Origin of the sequence: Lentzea guizhouensis (assembly GCF_001701025.1) — a bacterium.
Taxonomy (GTDB): domain Bacteria; phylum Actinomycetota; class Actinomycetes; order Mycobacteriales; family Pseudonocardiaceae; genus Lentzea; species Lentzea guizhouensis.
Map to the genome: position 1 here is coordinate 2,238,345 of NZ_CP016793.1, position 16,146 is coordinate 2,254,490.

At 68.4% G+C, this 16,146-nt stretch carries 15 protein-coding genes; 5 read left to right on the top strand and 10 right to left on the bottom strand.

All coding sequences use genetic code 11. The annotated features are described in order from the left end of the window. Positions 1-10 precede the first annotated feature (10 nt). Genes BBK82_RS11205 through BBK82_RS11215 form a run of 3 tightly spaced genes read right to left on the bottom strand, consistent with a single transcriptional unit; the run spans position 11 to position 2,495 of the window. A complete protein-coding gene (locus tag BBK82_RS11205) occupies positions 11-1,717 on the bottom strand; it encodes a WXG100 family type VII secretion target (protein WP_065914949.1) in 1,707 nt (568 codons plus the stop codon). Then, a complete protein-coding gene (locus tag BBK82_RS11210; protein ID WP_065914950.1) occupies positions 1,714-2,022 on the bottom strand; it encodes a hypothetical protein in 309 nt (102 codons plus the stop codon). The genes BBK82_RS11205 and BBK82_RS11210 overlap by 4 nt, the downstream gene beginning before the upstream one ends. Positions 2,023-2,042: 20 nt before the next feature. Next, positions 2,043-2,495, bottom strand: a complete 453-nt coding sequence (locus BBK82_RS11215; RefSeq protein ID WP_065920982.1) for a YbaB/EbfC family nucleoid-associated protein — start codon at positions 2,493-2,495, stop codon at positions 2,043-2,045. 129 nt (positions 2,496-2,624) lie between these two features. Between BBK82_RS11215 and BBK82_RS11220 the strand changes: the two genes are divergently transcribed. Together BBK82_RS11220 and BBK82_RS11225 are read left to right on the top strand one after the other, a co-directional pair. Beyond that, the gene (locus tag BBK82_RS11220; RefSeq protein WP_065914951.1) at positions 2,625-3,533 is read left to right on the top strand and encodes an ABC transporter ATP-binding protein; all 909 of its coding nucleotides are present in this window, start codon (positions 2,625-2,627) and stop codon (positions 3,531-3,533) included. Further along, positions 3,530-4,708 carry an ABC transporter permease gene (locus tag BBK82_RS11225; RefSeq protein ID WP_065914952.1) on the top strand — a complete coding sequence of 393 codons (1,179 nt, stop codon included), beginning with the start codon at positions 3,530-3,532 and terminating at the stop codon, positions 4,706-4,708. The genes BBK82_RS11220 and BBK82_RS11225 overlap by 4 nt, the downstream gene beginning before the upstream one ends. On the opposite strand, the gene BBK82_RS11230 is transcribed toward BBK82_RS11225, so the two are convergent. The 4 genes from BBK82_RS11230 to BBK82_RS11245 all read right to left on the bottom strand — a co-directional run bounded on the left by BBK82_RS11230 (position 4,698) and on the right by BBK82_RS11245 (position 9,098). Then, the gene (locus tag BBK82_RS11230; protein ID WP_071812578.1) at positions 4,698-5,942 is read right to left on the bottom strand and encodes a cryptochrome/photolyase family protein; all 1,245 of its coding nucleotides are present in this window, start codon (positions 5,940-5,942) and stop codon (positions 4,698-4,700) included. The two genes, BBK82_RS11225 and BBK82_RS11230, sit on opposite strands and share 11 nt — an antisense overlap. An 82-nt stretch (positions 5,943-6,024) precedes the next feature. Beyond that, positions 6,025-7,338, bottom strand: coding sequence for a citrate synthase (locus BBK82_RS11235; RefSeq protein ID WP_065914953.1), 1,314 nt, complete (start codon positions 7,336-7,338; stop codon positions 6,025-6,027). A 224-nt stretch (positions 7,339-7,562) separates the two neighbouring features. Beyond that, the gene (locus BBK82_RS11240; protein WP_065914954.1) at positions 7,563-8,501 is read right to left on the bottom strand and encodes a carbohydrate kinase family protein; all 939 of its coding nucleotides are present in this window, start codon (positions 8,499-8,501) and stop codon (positions 7,563-7,565) included. A 6-nt stretch (positions 8,502-8,507) separates the two neighbouring features. Beyond that, the gene (locus BBK82_RS11245) at positions 8,508-9,098 is read right to left on the bottom strand and encodes a TetR/AcrR family transcriptional regulator (RefSeq protein WP_083267914.1); all 591 of its coding nucleotides are present in this window, start codon (positions 9,096-9,098) and stop codon (positions 8,508-8,510) included. An 82-nt stretch (positions 9,099-9,180) separates the two neighbouring features. Here BBK82_RS11245 and BBK82_RS11250 point away from each other — a divergent pair, with 82 nt between their 5' ends. Continuing rightward, positions 9,181-10,320, top strand: a complete 1,140-nt coding sequence (locus BBK82_RS11250) for an acyl-CoA dehydrogenase family protein (protein WP_065914956.1) — start codon at positions 9,181-9,183, stop codon at positions 10,318-10,320. Positions 10,321-10,351: 31 nt separating this feature from the next. Here BBK82_RS11250 and BBK82_RS11255 read toward each other — a convergent pair whose 3' ends face one another. Beyond that, entirely contained in the window at positions 10,352-11,566 is a 1,215-nt protein-coding gene (locus BBK82_RS11255) for an amidohydrolase (RefSeq protein WP_065914957.1), read from the bottom strand. 664 nt (positions 11,567-12,230) lie between these two features. Continuing rightward, positions 12,231-13,136, bottom strand: a complete 906-nt coding sequence (locus BBK82_RS11260; protein WP_065914958.1) for an aldose 1-epimerase family protein — start codon at positions 13,134-13,136, stop codon at positions 12,231-12,233. A gap of 38 nt (positions 13,137-13,174) precedes the next feature. On the opposite strand from BBK82_RS11260, the gene BBK82_RS11265 reads away from it, so the two are divergent. Both BBK82_RS11265 and BBK82_RS11270 read left to right on the top strand, forming a co-directional pair. After that, entirely contained in the window at positions 13,175-13,951 is a 777-nt protein-coding gene (locus BBK82_RS11265; RefSeq protein ID WP_065914959.1) for an MBL fold metallo-hydrolase, read from the top strand. A 172-nt stretch (positions 13,952-14,123) separates the two neighbouring features. Continuing rightward, positions 14,124-14,672 carry an AAA family ATPase gene (locus BBK82_RS11270; protein WP_237048136.1) on the top strand — a complete coding sequence of 183 codons (549 nt, stop codon included), beginning with the start codon at positions 14,124-14,126 and terminating at the stop codon, positions 14,670-14,672. A gap of 10 nt (positions 14,673-14,682) precedes the next feature. Here the strand turns inward: BBK82_RS11270 and BBK82_RS11275 are convergent, their stop codons facing one another. Beyond that, positions 14,683-16,077, bottom strand: a complete 1,395-nt coding sequence (locus BBK82_RS11275; protein WP_065914960.1) for an APC family permease — start codon at positions 16,075-16,077, stop codon at positions 14,683-14,685. Positions 16,078-16,146 lie beyond the last annotated feature (69 nt).

The following is a 16,146-nucleotide window of genomic DNA, read 5'->3' on the forward strand; positions in this document are numbered from 1 at the left end:
GGAACGCGGGTTACTCGCCGATGACGGGCTTCGCGGCCTTGGGCGGGTCGACCAGGGCGTCGCCCTCGATCCGCACCTTCCGCTTGTGCTCGTTGGAGCCGCCCTGCTGACCGGCCGCGCCGGCCATCGGAGCGCCACCCATCATGCCGCCCGCGGCACCACCGCCGCCGCCACCGCCACCACCGGCGGGAACGGCGCCACCGACGGCACCACCGCGCGGTCGGCATGACACCGGCCGCGCCACCGTGCATCGTGGTCGCACCGCGCCACCACCGCCGGCCGGGCCGCCACCGAAGGCACCGGCCGGGAGCCGCCCGCCGCCCATGCCCTTGGGGATGCCGCCGCCACCGCCACCGCCGCCCGCGGAGGACGTGGACGAGTTCGACGACGTGGACGACGTCGGGGGCTCGACGGCCGGGCGGTACCAGTCACCCGTGCTCGGCGTGCCGATCGACGGCGGCCTGGTCCCGGTGTTGCCACCGGCCGTGGTCGTCGTGTCGTACTCCCAGTGACCCGGCACCCACCGGCCGGGACCCTGCCCGCCGGTGCCCCCGGAGCCGCCACCCGGTCCCTGGGGGTAGCCGGGGTAGCCGCCGGAGCCGCCACCGGGGCTGGGCACGTAACCACCCGAGCCGCCGGAACCACCGCCGGGGCCGGGAACCCACTGACCGCCCTGGCCCTGGCCGGGAGGCGTGTACGGCGGCCGGACGACCGGACCGCCGGTGCCGGACGTGCCCGTGTTGCCGCCACCGGAGCCGACGGGGACGCCACCGGGGTTGTAGACCGGCTGGACCTGCGGGCCGCCGCTGCCGCCACCGGGGCCACCGCGGTAGCCGCCCTGGTCGTGCGAGTACTGGCCGTTGGCGCCGCCGGACGCGCGGTCCAGGTGGCCCGCGTCGATGCCGAGACCGCCGGAGGACGGCCGGGTCACGCCACCGCCACCGCCTCCCGCGCCCTTGTGCGCCATGGCGGAGATCGCGTTGATGACCTGCTCGGCCATCTGGGCGATCTGCTGGACGCTCTTGACGAGGTTCATCAGCTTCTGCAGCGAGCCGGCGAGCTTCTGCAGGAAGTCGGCCAGCTTCTTCGCGTACTTCACCGCGGTGGTCACGATGTCCGCGATCGCGCCCGCGATGGCCGCGCCGAAGGTCAGGAACGAGGCCGCGAGCCACTGGATGATCTTCATGACCATGTCCGACACGGCCTGGCTGATCATGTCCATGATCATCTTGCGGACCGTGCCCACCAGCTGGCCCGCACCCTCGACGGCGCCCGCGATGCCGTTGGCGGCCTTGGACAGCGACTCGAGGCCGCCGGCGTGCTTCTGGGCGGCCGCGCGGTACCCGTCAGCGGCCTTGCCCTCCCACTCGCGGGTCTGCTCGACGCAGAGCTTCTTGTACTCGGTCGCGATGTCCTGGACCTGCTTGCCCGCCGACCGGAACGACTGGGCCATCTTGCCGATGGCCTCCGGGTTGCCGAGCAGCACGTCGAACGGCTCGCGCAGGAAGTCGACGTGGTTCATCGCCCAGCTGAAACCGGCGGAGAGGAAACCGCTCAGCGGGTTGGACGCCATGCCGACGATGCCCATCGCCGTGTTCGCGATGCCGAGGCCGCCCTGGACCCAGTCGCCGCGCTCGATGGCGTTGTAGGTGTTCGAGATCGTGCTGATCAGCTGCTGCGGATCGGTTCCCTTGGCCTGGGTGGCGGGCGCGTTCATCCTCGGCCCTTTCCGGTGAAGCCGAACATGTTGTCGAGGTCGACCTGCTCGTACTGCTCGATGGTCTCGCGGAGCCCGATGCCCATGTCCATCAGCGAGTTGGCGGCCTTGCCGAGACCGTCCTGCGACATACCGGCGGTCTTGAGGATGTACGAGGCCAGGAAGCCCGCGAACACGCCGAACGCCTCGGTCGTGAGCGAACCGGGATCGCACGTCTCGGTGGCCTTGCGCATCCGATCGGTCAGCCGGTCCACGCTCGCGGCGTGGCGTCTGAGCTCGTCGAGATCGAGATTGAACTGGCTCATGCCTTAACCCCCTCCTGCACTCAGGCCATGACGTCGGGCGGGTTGGTGAAGTACTCGTCGTCGGGCCGCGTGTCCTTGCGCTCCAACTCCGACTTCGGTTCTTCCTCGTCGGTTCCGTCGCCCGCGTATCCGTTCGGCATCTGTTGCTTCACGAAGTCAAGCGCGGGGCTCTCACCGACGAAGTCGGTCATGATCTGCACGACCCGCCCGGAGGCCTCACGCTGCGCCTTCGAGGACGCGGCGAGGATCTCGGAGGCGATCTGACCGGGGTCCATGCCGCGGGCTTCCGGCTTGATGCGGAGATCTGTCAACACCCCGGTGGCGTTGACGGTCACCGTGATCATCCCGTCCGGCGAGCTGGCGCTCCCGCCCACGCCTCCGAGCTGGTCGCGGGCCTGCTCGGCCTGCTGCTTGGCCTGCTCGATCTTCGCCCCGTACTGGGCGAGCCACTGGTCTGGCTCGATGGGCTGCATGGTCACCCCCGTTGAGTGAATCAGTCGTTCGTTCGATTCGCCGTAGACGCCCGTATCGTTTCACCCGTTCCCTGCTCATCGATACTTTGAGCCCGATTACCGCCATCCGGGCTAACGAAGGGGTGCACTGTGCCTGAGGGCGTGCTGGAGATCGACGCGGTCTCCAAGCGCTACGGAGAGGTCGTCGCCCTGCGGGACATGTCGTTCGACGTGCGTGCGGGCGAGCTCTTCGGGTTCGTCGGCAGCAACGGCGCCGGGAAGACCACGACCATGCGGATCGCGCTGGGCGTGCTCGCGGCCGACTCCGGCGAGGTGCGGTGGAACGGCAGAGCCGTCGACCTCGACACCCGGCGGCGGATCGGCTACATGCCGGAGGAACGCGGGCTCTACCCGCGGATGAGGGTGCTCGACCAGCTCGTCTACCTGGCCGAGCTGCACGGCCTGAGCACCAATGACGCGCACCGCAACGCCGAGAACTGGATCGCCCGGCTCGGGCTGCGCGACCGGCGCACCGACGAGGTGCAGCGGCTCAGCCTCGGCAACCAGCAGCGCGTGCAGCTCGCCGCGGCCCTGGTGCACGACCCGGACGTGCTGGTGCTCGACGAGCCGTTCTCCGGCCTCGACCCGGTCGCCGTGGACGTGATGAGCGGCGTGCTGCGCGAGAAGGCCTCCGCCGGGGTGCCCGTGGTGTTCTCCAGCCACCAGCTCGACCTGGTGGAACGGCTGTGCGACCGGGTCGGCATCGTGAGTGCCGGTGCGATGGTCGCCGTGGGAACGGTGGATGAACTCCGGTCCGGCGGGGTGCCGAGGCTCGTCGTCGAATCGCCGACGACCGACTGGGCTGCCACGCTGGGTGGTGTGCGGGTGATCGAGAAGAACGGGACGCGCTGCGTGCTGGAGCTCGCGGACGACGTCGACGACCAGGCCGTGCTGAAGGCGGCGCTGTCGGCGGGTCCCGTGCACGAGTTCTCCCGCCAGCGCCCGTCGCTGACCGAGCTCTTCCGCAACGTCGTCAGCACCGGGGAGAGGACCGCATGACCTCCACCAGGGCGGTGGGCCTGGTGGCGCGGCGCGAGTTCGTCACGAAGGTGCGCACCAGGTCGTTCCTGATCGGCACCGCCGTGATCATCGCGGTGCTCGCCGGGTACGTGGTGCTGCAGTCGGTGCTCTTCGACGACCGGCAGCGCAGCGTCGTCGGCCTCTCCGGCCAGGCGACGCAGCTCGCGGAACCGTTGCGGGAGAAGGCGAAGTCGTTCGGCGTCGAGCTGGAGACGCGGGACGTGACCGACTCCAACGCCGAGCAGCTGGTGCGCGACGGCGCACTCGACGCGCTGGTCACCGGCGCGCCGCCGGAGCTGCGGATGATCGTCAAGGGCTCCGGCGACGAGGTGCTCGTCACGGCGCTGAACGACGTGCTGCGCCAACAGGTCCTGGTCGCGCAGCTCGCCGAGGCCGGTATCACGCCGCAGCAGGTCGCGGAGAACCTGGCGAACGTGCGGGTGGGCGTGACGGCGCTGGAACCCGTTGACCCGCAACGAGGTCAGCGCCTCGCCATCGGGTTGGTGGTGGCCGCGCTGCTGTACTACTCGTTGCTGGTCTACGGGACGATGGTCGCCCAAGGCGTGGTCGAGGAGAAGTCCAGCCGGGTCGTGGAGATCCTGCTCGCGACCGTGCGGCCGTGGCAGTTGTTGCTGGGCAAGGTGATCGGCCTCGGCGCGGTCGGGTTGCTGCAGCTGCTGGTGATCTCCACGGTCGGGCTCGCGCTGTCGTCGGCGTTCGACGTCGTCGACGTCGGTTCCGTCGGCGGCGCGGCACTCGCGACCGGCGTCCTCTGGTACCTGCTCGGCTTCTTCCTGTACGCCACCGTGTTCGCGGCGGCGGCGTCGCTGGTGTCGCGGCAGGAGGAGCTGCAGTCGGTGCTGACGCCGATCAGCATGACGATCATCGTGGCGTTCGTGGCCGGCATCAACCTGATGATCAGCAACCCCTCCGGGCAGACCGTGACGATCCTGTCGCTGCTGCCGCCGTTCGCGCCGATCCTGATGCCGGGCCGGATGGCGATGGGGGTGGCGCCCACGTGGCAGGTGGTGCTGGCGGTCGTGCTGGCGCTGGCGGCCATCGCGGCGATCACCTGGCTGGGCGGCAAGGTCTACGCGAACGCCGTGCTGAGGACCGGCGCTCGCGTCAAGCTCCGCGAGGCGCTCAGGACTTGATGGCCTGGTAGCGGTCGAGCGCGACCAGGCGTTCGACCGCGTGGTCGACGATCGGCGTGATGTCCGGTGAGTCCGGCGCGTACCTCCGGACGTACGCGCCGTCCGGGTCGAACTTCTTGGCCTGCGTCATGGGGTTGAACACGCGGAAGAACGGCGCCGCGTCCGTGCCGCTGCCGGCGACCCACTGCCAGTTGTGCTGGTTCGACGCGAGGTCGCCGTCGATCAGGTGCTCCATGAAGTGCCGCGCACCCCACCACCACGGCAGGTGCAGGTCCTTGACGAGGAAGCTCGCCACGATCATGCGCACCCGGTTGTGCATGAAGCCTTCTTCGAGCAGCTGCCGCATGCCCGCGTCGACGATCGGGTAGCCGGTGCGTCCCTGCTTCCAGGCCTCGAACAGCTCCAGGTCGTCGTCGTGCTCCATCCGGTCGAACTTGCGGTCGAGGTTCTGCCGCGCGGTCTCCGGCTTGTGCCACAACACGTCCGCGTAGAACTCGCGCCACGCGAGCTCGTTGCGGTAGGTGCCGTCGCACTCCCGCAGGAGCGTGCGCGGGTGCAGCACGCCCCAGCGCAGGAAGGCCGACATCCGGCTGGTGGCGTCGAGGTCGGGGCGGTTGCGGGTCTTGTCGTAGTCCGGGAGCCGTTCGTCGCGGAACTTCTCCCAGAGCTTGAGCGCGTCCGGGAGATTTTCTTTGACGGCAGGTATCTCGTCAGTGCGCTCCGGCTTCATCCAGTCCACAGTGGAGGCGTCGGTGTCGGCGGGCCCGCGCCAGCCGTGGTCGAGCCAGGCGTTGCGGAACGGCGTGAAGACCTTGAACGGCGTGCCGTCGCCCTTGAGCACCCGGCCGGGCGCGACGGCGTAGGGCGAGCCGGAACGGACCAGCTCGACGTCTCCGAGCGCTTCCTCGACGGCCTCGTCCCGGCGGCGCCCGTACGGCGCGTAGTCCGCGGAGATGTGGACGCTGCCCGCGCCGATCTCCCTCGCGATGCGCGGAACGGTCTGCACCGGGTCACCGTGCACGACCATCAGCCGGCCGCCGAGCTCGTCGGTCAGGGCGTGCAGACAGCGGTGCAGGAAATCGATTCGCGGCTGTCCCGACGGTTTCAGCAACCGGTCGTCGAGAACGAATAATCCGAGTGCGCGGGGAGAACGTTCCGCGGCGGCGAGAATGGCCGGGTGATCGGATGTCCGCAAATCACGGCGGAACCAGACGATCGAGGGGGAAGAACTCACGGACCGACGCTAAGACGAACGGGGCGCGCCTGCATGACAGGCGCGCCCCGCACGGGTGAAGCTGCTATCGACTAGCCCGTGATCAGCGGTTCTCCATCGGGATGAAGTCGCGCTCGGTCGGGCCGGTGTAGATCTGCCGCGGGCGGCCGATCTTCGTGGCCGGGTCGTTGATCATCTCGCGCCAGTGCGCGATCCAGCCGGGGAGCCGGCCGAGCGCGAACAGCACGGTGAAGAACTTCGTCGGGAAGCCCATCGCCCGGTAGATCAGACCCGTGTAGAAGTCCACGTTCGGGTAGAGCTTGCGGGAGATGAAGTAGTCGTCCGCCAGGGCCGTCTCTTCGAGCTGCTTCGCGATGTCGAGCAGCTGGTCGTCGGCGCCGAGCTTGTTGAGGATCTCGTCGGCGGTCTTCTTGATGATCGCGGCGCGCGGGTCGTAGTTCTTGTAGACCCGGTGGCCGAAGCCCATCAGGCGGACGCCGTCCTCCTTGTTCTTGACCTTGTTGACGAACGACGCCACGTCGCCGCCGTCGGCCTTGATCTTCTCGAGCATCTCCAGCACCGCGCTGTTCGCGCCGCCGTGCAGCGGGCCGAACAGGGCGTTGATGCCCGCGGAGATGGACGCGAAGAGGTTCGCCTCCGAGGAGCCCACCAGGCGCACGGTCGACGTGGAGCAGTTCTGCTCGTGGTCGGCGTGCAGGATGAACAGCAGGTCGAGCGCGCGGACCAGGTCCGGGTCGAGGTCGTAGGCCTCGGCCGGGAACCCGAAGGTCATCCGCAGGAAGTTCTCCACCAGGCCAAGCGAGTTGTCCGGGTAGAGGAAGGGCTGGCCGACCGACTTCTTGTACGCGTAGGCCGCGATCGTCGGCAGCTTCGCCAGCAGGCGGATCGTGGAGATCTCCACCTGGTTCGCGTCGAACGGCGACAGCGAGTCCTGGTAGAAGGTCGACAGGGCCGACACCGCGGAGGACAGCACCGGCATGGGGTGCGCGTCACGCGGGAAGCCGTCGAAGAAGCGCTTGAGGTCCTCGTGCAGCAGCGTGTGCCTGCTGATCTTGGAGGAGAAGTCCTCGAGCTGCGCGGCGGTCGGCAGCTCGCCGTAGATGAGGAGGTAGCTGACCTCCGCGAAGTTGGAGCGCGCGGCCAACTGCTCGATCGGATACCCGCGGTAACGCAGAATTCCGGCGTCACCGTCGATGTAGGTGATCTCGGAGGAGCAGGAGGCCGTGTTGACGAAACCGGTGTCCAGGGTCACCAGACCGGTCGTCGACAGCAGCTTGCCGAGTTCGATGCCGGACGCGCCTTCGGACGCCGGCACCACCTTCATCTCGAGCTCTCCGCCCTCATGGCGCAGCGCGACGGTCTGTGGGTCGGTCGGCGCAGTCGTCGCGTCGGGCATTCAAGTCCCTCTCAACGCTCGGACGGGGTGGCGGCAGGTCGCACGGCCTGCCGTCGTCTCGGACCACCCCGTTGGGATCTGAGTCTTCAAGTTCACTCACGCTAGTCGGCGGAAGGCCCGCCTCGCAGCAGCGGTGTGAACCGATTCTGTGAGATGGGACCGGCATCACACCCGTAATGCCAGGTTTCTAGCGCGGCAACACCACGGTAGTCCGGTTCTCCGGTTTATCCACCCAACGCGGCGGTGAGTTCGCTCGCAAAGGGAGGTTCGGCACCCGCCCGTGAACATGTGATCGCGGCGGCGGCACCGGCGTAGGTCAAAGCGGCGGTCCATTCCTCGCGGGAGAGCGCTCGCACCTTCGCCACGTCGAGCGCGTCGTGGTCGCGCAACCACGCGAGCAGGGCGCCCTGCACCGTGTCGCCGGCCCCGATCGTGTCGACCACGTCCACCTTCACCGGTGGCACGTCGACCTGGTCCGTGGCGGTGATCACCGAGAGACCGTCACCACCCTTGGTGAGCACGACGGCCGCCGGTCCCTGTGAAATCCACGTCCGTGCGATCTCGATCACGTCGCCGTCCTCGGCGTCGGCGAGCCAGCGCGCGTCCTCCACGGAGAGCTTCAGCAGCCCGACGTCCGGCAGCCACGACGCGAACCGCTCGCGGTAGGCGCCCGGATCGTCGATGAGCCCTGCCCGGATGTTGGGGTCCAGCGCCGTGAGCAACCGCTTGCTCTCGCGCCGCAGCACCTTCTCGTAGACCGACGCACCGGGTTCGAGCACCAGCGACAGCGTGCCGAACGAGACGGCTTCGGTGCCCTCGGCCAACGGCCCGGGGTCCTCGACGAGCCGGTCGGCGGTGCCCTCGACGTAGAACGCGTACCGCGCGCTGCCGTCCTCGGCCAGCCCCACGACGGCGAGCGTGGTGTTCTCCGGTCCACGTTGGACCAGACCGGTCTCCACGTCCGACGCCCGCAGCCGCTTCACGAGCTGCTCGCCGAAGTGGTCTGTCGAGATCCGCGACAGGAACGCGGCCGGCACGCCCAGCCGCCCGAGGGCGACGGCGACGTTGTACGGTCCGCCACCCAGCTTGGGCGCGAGCGGCGTCAGCTCGTCGTCCCCCACCGGCACCATGTCGACCAGTGCCTCACCAGCAACCACGATCACAGCGTCTTACTCCCTTTGGGCGGCTCCGGTCCTCTGCAGCCCATCCAACAGCAGTTCCCCCAGCGCGGTGAACGCCTCAGCGTCGGAAACACCTGCCCGTTTGGTGAGGACTCCGGTCTGGATGCTCTCGATGAGGAGCCCGGCCATCTCGGCGAAGAGCGTGGCGTGCACCTCGCGGAAGACGTGCAGCTCGACGCCGTCCTGGATGAACGCCTTGATGCGCTCGGCGGCGGCGCGGGCGTTGCGCTCGTAGGTCGCGCGCGTGGGCGGGAAGTCGGCGACGTCGGCGATGAACGCGGCCGAGGCCTTGTTCAGCTCCTCCGCCGCGCCCGCGAGGTAGCCGCCGATGCGTTTGCGCACGTCGGACAGGCCCGCGACACGCTTCTCGATGCGCTCGGCCGCACCCTTGAAGTACCGGCCGACGACCCGCACGGCGAGCTGTTCCTTGCTGCCGGCGAGCGCGTAGAGAGTCGATTTCGAGCAGTGCAGCCTGCTCGCGATGTCATCCAGCGTGAGATGACCGAAGCCCTCGTCCAGGAAGAGGGACTCCAACCGGGTGAGCAGCTCGGCCTGCCGCTGCGTGAGAGCCCGCGTCATGTGACGACCCTGCCACATTGACTGGCCGGTGTACTGCGGTACGTCCTACAGTACACCTACCAGTACTCACCGGAGGTCGACGATGCCCGCCGAGCGGTTGCTCCCCACCCAAGAGGCCGAGGACCTGATCGCGCTGGTCAAGGAGATCGCGCGGGACGAGCTGAAGCCCCACGCCGCGGACGCCGAGGAGAACGAGAAGTTCCCCCGCGAGGCGTTCCGCCTGCTGGGCCGGTCCGGCCTGCTCGGCCTGCCGTACCCGGAGGAGTTCGGCGGCGGCGCGCAGCCCTACGAGGTGTACCTGCAGGCCCTCGAAGAGGTCGCCTCGGCGTGGATGACGGTCGCCGTCGGGCTCTCCGTGCACGTGATGTCCTGCTACGGCCTCGCGACCTTCGGCACCCGTGAACAGCAGGACCGTTGGCTGCCGGAAATGCTGGAGGGCGAACTGCTCGGCGGCTACGCGCTGTCCGAGTCGCAGGCGGGCTCCGACCCGGCCGCGATGTCGACACGCGCGGTCCGCAAGGGCCCCGAGTACGTGGTGAACGGCACCAAGGCGTGGATCACGCACGCCGGCGCCGCCGACTTCTACACGCTGATGGCCCGCACGTCCCCCGACGGCGGCCGCGGCATCTCCTGCTTCCTCGCCCCCGGCGACACCCCCGGCCTCTCCGCGTCCCCCGCCGAACGCAAGATGGGCCTCACCGGCTCGATCACCGCGCAGCTGTCGTTCGACGACGTGCGCTTCGGCACCGACCGCCTCATCGGCTCCGAGGGCGACGGCCTCAAAATCGCACTGTCCGCTTTGGACTCAGGCCGCCTCGGCATCGCCGCCTGCGCCGTCGGCCTGGCCCAAGCCGCCCTGGACGAGGCCGTGGCGTACGCCAAGACCCGCACCCAGTTCGGCCGCCCGATCATCGAGTTCCAGGGCCTGGAGTTCCTGCTCGCCGACATGGCCGCCGCCGTGGAGTCAGCCCGCGCCACCTACCTGATGGCCGCCCGCCGCCGCGACGCCGGCCTCCCGTTCCGCCAGCAGGCGTCGATCGCCAAGCTCGTCGCCACGGACGCGGCGATGAAGGTGACGACCGACGCCGTGCAGGTCCTCGGCGGCGCGGGCTACACCCGCGACTTCCCGGTCGAACGCTACATGCGCGAGGCCAAGGTGCTGCAGATCTTCGAAGGCACCAACCAGATCCAGCGCCTCGTGATCGGCCGCGGCCTGCGCTAGTTCCGCTCGTTCGACCAGTCCGCTCGTTGCGCTAGTTCTGGTTCTCGCGGTAGAAGGGATCGGCGACGGTCCCTTCTCCCTTGCGCTCGTCGAACTCGTAGACCTTCCGCCCCTGGATGAAGACGTGCAGGGCCCGGCTCATCACGTCCAGCGGGTCACCGGACCAGATCACCACGTCCCCGTCCAGCCCCGGCTTCAACGCCCCGACGCGGTCCTGCAACCCCATGATCTTGGCCGGGTTGACCGTCAACGACCTGATGGCCACCTCGGGGTCAAGACCTTCCTTCACCGCGAGCGTCGCCTGGTGCACCAGGAAGTGGATCGGCACCACCGGGTGGTCCGTGGTGATCGCCAGCTCCACTCCGGCCCGCGCCAGGATCCCCGGGTTGCGCAGCCCCCGGTTGCGAACCTCCACTTTGGACCTGCTCGTGAACAGCGGCCCGATGATGACCGGAATACCTTTCGCCGCAATGAGATCCGCGATCAGGTGCCCTTCGGTGCCGTGGTTGAGGATCAGCTTGTACCCGAACTCCTCCGACAACCGGATGGCCGTGGCGATGTCATCCGCCCGGTGCGCGTGCTGACACCACGGCAGCTCCCCCTGGAGCACCTTGGCGAGGACCTCCTGCGTGTTGTTGCGCTCGAAGGGCTTGCCTTCCTTCTCCGCATCGGCCTTCTTCGCCAGGTAGTCCTGCGTCTTGGTGAGCTCGTCCCGAATGACCGCCGCCACCCCTTGGCGCGTCGACGGCAGCTTCCCCTTCTCGCCGTACACCCGCTTCGGGTTCTCCCCGAGCGCGCTCTTGACGCTCACCGGCTCCTTGACCAGCATCTCGTCGACCGTGCGCCCCCAGCACTTCACGGCCACCGTCTGCCCGCCAATGGGGTTGCCCGACCCCGGCTTGATGACCGCAGTGGTGACCCCACCACTCAACGCGTCCTGAAAGCCCAGGTCAGCAGGGTTGATCGCATCCAACGCCCGCATCCGCGCCCCAACGGGGTCGGTCATCTCGTTGGTGTCCTGCCCAGCCCACCCCTCGGCCTCCTCGTGGACACCGATGTGCCCGTGCGCCTCGACAAAGCCGGGCAACACCCAAGCCCCGTCAGCGTCAACGACCTGCACCCCGTCCGGAATGTCGACGTCCGCGCCGACCGCAACGATCTTCCCGTCCTGGATCAGAACAGTGCCGCCGTCGACAGGCTCCCCGTCGACGGGCACGACGTAGCCCCCGGTGATCGCGATGTTCATGGTTAGCAACGCTAACGGTTCCGGAACGCGCTCGCCAGCCCTCCCTAACGCCTCCCAGCCCTCCTCAGGCCTCTGAAGCGAGCCCAGGCGCCACCCGATCGAGTGAAGGTTGTCCTGATGCGTCCCCTATGACGTCTATCAGGCATGTCACGAACACCTGACCTCGAACGCCTGCGAATAAGGAAACGCGAGCACCGCACCCCGCACCATTTTTCCGATGCCGCCCACCGCCCAGCTCTTGATCGAGCCGAAGGCGACCCGAAAAGCAAACGCACCCAACTCAAGCGGCCCCGCGGTGGGTGGCTTCCCCGTCTAGCGCTCCGATCGTTTGCCGGGCCTGGGAGGGAATGTCAACCGGGCACGCTTTTCGCCCGGTTGACATTCCCTCCCAGGTCTGGCGCGCTCTGGTGCGCTGGACGGGGAAGCCACCCACCGCAACGCAACCACCAACGCACCAGGCAGCCGCCCAACGCAACCGGCGTGCCATCAACCCGCGAACGGCGCTGGCCCAGGCTTCTTTGGGAGTGTCGGGGTCTGGGGCAGCGCCCCAGGAAAAAACCGCCGGACGACCACCCGACGCAACCCACCTACGAACTCACAACCGCCACCCGCCAACGCAACCGGGAGACGACCTACGCAACTCACGCGCCGCCGCGAAGCGGCCTCAGCCCAACGGCCGAATCCCCCACCGAGCCCCCCAAGACTCCCCCGGCGCAACCCAAATCAAATCCACCCCAGAATTCAACGCATCCGGCGGACAGGTCATCGGCTCCACGGCCACCGCCCGCCCCCTCCCCGGATAAGCATTCGGCGTATAAACCTGCACCCACCGAAAATCCGGATCGGCCCACACCTCAACGCCACCCCCGCCGCCATCGTCATCGCCCCCAGCGACCAACGTGTGCCGCACCAGCCCATCCGCCCCCGCCTCACACCCCCCGAACGGCGTGTCCAACGAAACCCCAGCCAGCCCACGCCCAGAACGGAAGTCGAACTCCGTCCCCTCCACCGGCACCGCCGGCCCCACCGGCACCATCCGCTCCCGATCCAACGGCAGCACCGTCGTCGCCGCCAACGTCAACGTGCACGAGTCCGTGGAAGCGTTCCCAGCCCGCGGATAGGGATGCGTCCCCACCCCGAACGGCGTCGCCACCTCACCCACGTTCATGACCCGATGGGCAACGGTGAGCCCGCGATCGTCCAGCGCGTACGACACGGTCGTCCGCAACGCCGCGGGCCATCCCGGCTGCGACTCGACAACCGTCTCCAGCGTCACCAGCGACCCCGTGTGCTCCAGCACCGACCAGGGCCGCCGCCGCACCAGGCCGTGGATCGCGTTCCCGCGGGCCGGCTCGGTGACCTCGAGCTTCTGGACCACCCCGTCCAGCGTCCAGCACGCGCCGGCCGTGCGGTTCGGCCACGGCACCAGCACCGCGCCCGCGGACATCGGAGGTTTTTCGTCCGGGCCGAATGTCTCCACGTACGGGACGCCGTCCACTTCGAATGACCGCAGGCCCGCGCCTACAGTCGTGATCACAGCGGTGGCACCCTCGTACGAGATCCCCAACATGAGGCTGAAGCCTACGGGGCCAACGGAAGGATTTGCCCATGAAGGTCCATCACCTCAACTGCGGTTCGATGCGGCCGCCGCTGGTGCCCGGCGGCATCGTGGCGCACTGCCTGCTGATCGAGACCGACGACGGGCTGGTGCTGGTCGACACGGGCTTCGGCACGCACGAGGTGACGGATCCGGCCCAGACGATCGACGGGCTCAGCCGCAGGCTGCTGCGGCCGTTGCTCGACATCAACGAGACCGCGGTCAGCCAGGTCGAGAAGCGCGGATACGCACCAGGCGACGTGCGGCACATCCTGCTCACGCACCTCGACATGGATCACGCGGGCGGGCTCAGGGACTTCCCGAACGCCACCGTGCACGTGCTCGACGAGGAGCTCGAAGCCGCGACCAACCCGCGCTCGACCAAGGACAAGATGCGGTTCCCCAAGGCGCAGCGTGAAGGGGTCACGTTCCAGACGCACACCGCGACCGGCGAGGAGTGGTTCGGGTTCGAAGCCGTGAAGAACCTCCCCGGGCTGCCGGAGGACGTCCTCATCGTGCCGCTGATCGGGCACACCCGCGGGCACAGCGGGATCGCCGTGAGATCAACCAACGGGTGGTTGCTGCACGCCGGCGACGCGTACTTCTACCGCGGTGAGGTGGAGACGCCGCCGAGCAACATCTTCGCGCTCAAGATGACGGCCAGGCAGACCGAGACGATCCGGGCGCAGCGGTTGTCCAATGTGGAGCGGTTGAAGGAGCTCAAGGCACGAGGCGACGTCGAGGTCTTCTGCGCGCACGACCCGGTCGAGCTGGCCAGGCTCGGGTGACGATGACGTTCATCCGTGAGATCCGGCTGGACGCACAGCACGACACGCGCCGTTATCCGTTCACGCTGCCGGTGGTCAGGCACCTCATCCGGAACCCGATCGGCCTCCGCACCCCGGTCACCTTCCTCACCGGTGACAACGGCGCGGGCAAGTCGACGCTGGTCGAGGCGCGGTGGCGGCCGGGTTCAACGCGGAGGGCGGGTCGCAGTCGTTCCGGTTCGCCACCAAGGCGACGGAGTCGTCGCTGGGCGACTACCTCACCCTCAGCTGGGGCACGAAGAAGCCGCGGACCGGGTACTTCCTCAGAGCGGAGTCGTTCTACAACGTCGCCACGGAGATCGACCGGATCGGCGGGGGCATCCACCGCTCGTACGGCGGCAGGTCGTTGCACGAGCGGTCGCACGGCGAGAGCTTCATCGACCTGATGACGCACCGGTTCGGCGGGCGCGGGCTCTACGTGCTGGACGAGCCGGAGGCGGCGCTGTCCGTCAGGGGCTGTCTGAGCATCTTGAAGCGCATGCAGGAGCTGACGGACGAAGGCTCGCAGTTCATCGTCGCCACGCACTCACCGATCCTGCTCGCAGCCCCAAGAGCAACGATCCTCGAGATCGACGCGGACGGTGAGATCGGCGAAGTCTCCTACGACACAGCGGAACCGGTCGCGCTCACCCGCAACTTCCTGGGCGAGCCCGACCGGTTCCTCAAGCACCTGCTGGAGTGAAACCCGGAAACTACTTCGACAGCTTCTGCGGGTCGATCTCCACCTTGCCGTGCAGCACCCGGTTGATGCCCCACAGCACGAGACCGGCCAGCAGCAGGTAGCCCGCGATCACGTAGTCGTCCCACGGCCGGCCCGACGTGAACGGCAGCGCCAGGTAGGCGCAGGTGATCGCGCCGAGCACCGGGGCCCACGTCGGTGCGCGGAAGTGCTGGTGCTCGGACTTCTCCCGGCGCAGCACCAGGCACGCGATGTTGACGATGGTGAAGACGATCAGCAGCAGCAACGACGTCGTGCCGCCGAGCTTGCCGATGTCCGCGGTGGACACCAGGATCACCGCGATGCCGGTGGTGAAGACGATGGAGATCCACGGCGTGCGGCGGAACGGGTGCACGGTGCCGAAGAACCGCGGGATGATCCGTTCGTTCGCCATGCCGTACAGCAACCTCGACGCCATCAGCATGTTGATCAGCGCCGAGTTGATGACGGCCAGCAGGCCGATCAGGGCGAAGATCCACAGCGGGAAGCCGGGGGCGCCGACCGCGACGACCCTCAGCAGGGCGCCGCTGCCCGCCTTGGCGAGCTCGTCGGACGGGATGAGCAGCGACGAGGTGACGGCGACCAGCACGTAGATCAGGGCCGCGATGCCCATGCCCCACAGCATCGCGCGCGGGAAGATCTTGACCGGGTTGCGGCACTCCTCCGCCATGTTCACCGAGTCCTCGAACCCGACCATCGCGAAGAACGCGAGCGCCGTCGCGGAGGTGACCGCGAGCAGCACGCTGGAGCCGGACGGGGTGTGGATCTCGGTCAGCCGCGAGGGCTCGCCGTCGCCGACCGCGATCGCGTACGCGCCGATCGCGATGATGATGACCAGGCCGGACAGCTCGATGCAGGTCAGGACCACGTTGGTCTTGACGGACTCGGACACGCCGCGGAAGTTGATGACCGCGAGCGCCGCGATGAACACGATCGCGATGCCGGTGATCACCAGCGACTCCGGGCTGAGCGCGACGTCGAAGAACTCCACCAGCAGCTGCCGCAGGTACGTGCGGCCGAACGCCAGCGCGGCGCTCGACGCGGACGTGATGCCCGACGACATGACGGCGAACGCGACCATGAACGTCAGGAAGTGGATCTTGAACGCTTTGTTGGTGTAGAGCGCGGCACCCGCCGCTCTCGGGTACTTCCCGACCAGCTCCAGGTAGCTGAACGCGGTCAGGAACGCGACCAGGAACGCGAGCAGGAAGGGCAACCAGAGCGCGCCGCCGATCTTGCCGGCGACGTTGCCGGTCAGCGCGTAGATTCCGGTACCGAGGATGTCGCCGACGACGAAGAACAACAGCAGCTTGGGCCCGATTGCCCGATGTAGCCCTGGTTGCTCCGTTTGTGGAGTCGCTTCAGCCATGCCGTGAGATTGTGCCCGCTCTGTGTGACGACCAGCACTAACGGCAGGTTTCCTCACCCGTATGGTGTA

Excerpts from the sequence above, each read along its gene's own strand:
- BBK82_RS11205 (WP_065914949.1), bottom strand. The coding sequence starts at position 1,717 with ATGAACGCGCCCGCCACCCAGGCCAAGGGAACCGATCCGCAGCAGCTG.
- BBK82_RS11210 (WP_065914950.1), bottom strand. The coding sequence starts at position 2,022 with ATGAGCCAGTTCAATCTCGATCTCGACGAGCTCAGACGCCACGCCGCG.
- BBK82_RS11215 (WP_065920982.1), bottom strand. The coding sequence starts at position 2,495 with ATGCAGCCCATCGAGCCAGACCAGTGGCTCGCCCAGTACGGGGCGAAG.
- BBK82_RS11225 (WP_065914952.1), top strand. The coding sequence starts at position 3,530 with ATGACCTCCACCAGGGCGGTGGGCCTGGTGGCGCGGCGCGAGTTCGTC.
- BBK82_RS11235 (WP_065914953.1), bottom strand. The coding sequence starts at position 7,338 with ATGCCCGACGCGACGACTGCGCCGACCGACCCACAGACCGTCGCGCTG.
- BBK82_RS11245 (WP_083267914.1), bottom strand. The coding sequence starts at position 9,098 with ATGACGCGGGCTCTCACGCAGCGGCAGGCCGAGCTGCTCACCCGGTTG.
- BBK82_RS11250 (WP_065914956.1), top strand. The coding sequence starts at position 9,181 with ATGCCCGCCGAGCGGTTGCTCCCCACCCAAGAGGCCGAGGACCTGATC.
- BBK82_RS11255 (WP_065914957.1), bottom strand. The coding sequence starts at position 11,566 with ATGAACATCGCGATCACCGGGGGCTACGTCGTGCCCGTCGACGGGGAG.
- BBK82_RS11260 (WP_065914958.1), bottom strand. The coding sequence starts at position 13,136 with ATGTTGGGGATCTCGTACGAGGGTGCCACCGCTGTGATCACGACTGTA.
- BBK82_RS11265 (WP_065914959.1), top strand. The coding sequence starts at position 13,175 with ATGAAGGTCCATCACCTCAACTGCGGTTCGATGCGGCCGCCGCTGGTG.
- BBK82_RS11275 (WP_065914960.1), bottom strand. The coding sequence starts at position 16,077 with ATGGCTGAAGCGACTCCACAAACGGAGCAACCAGGGCTACATCGGGCA.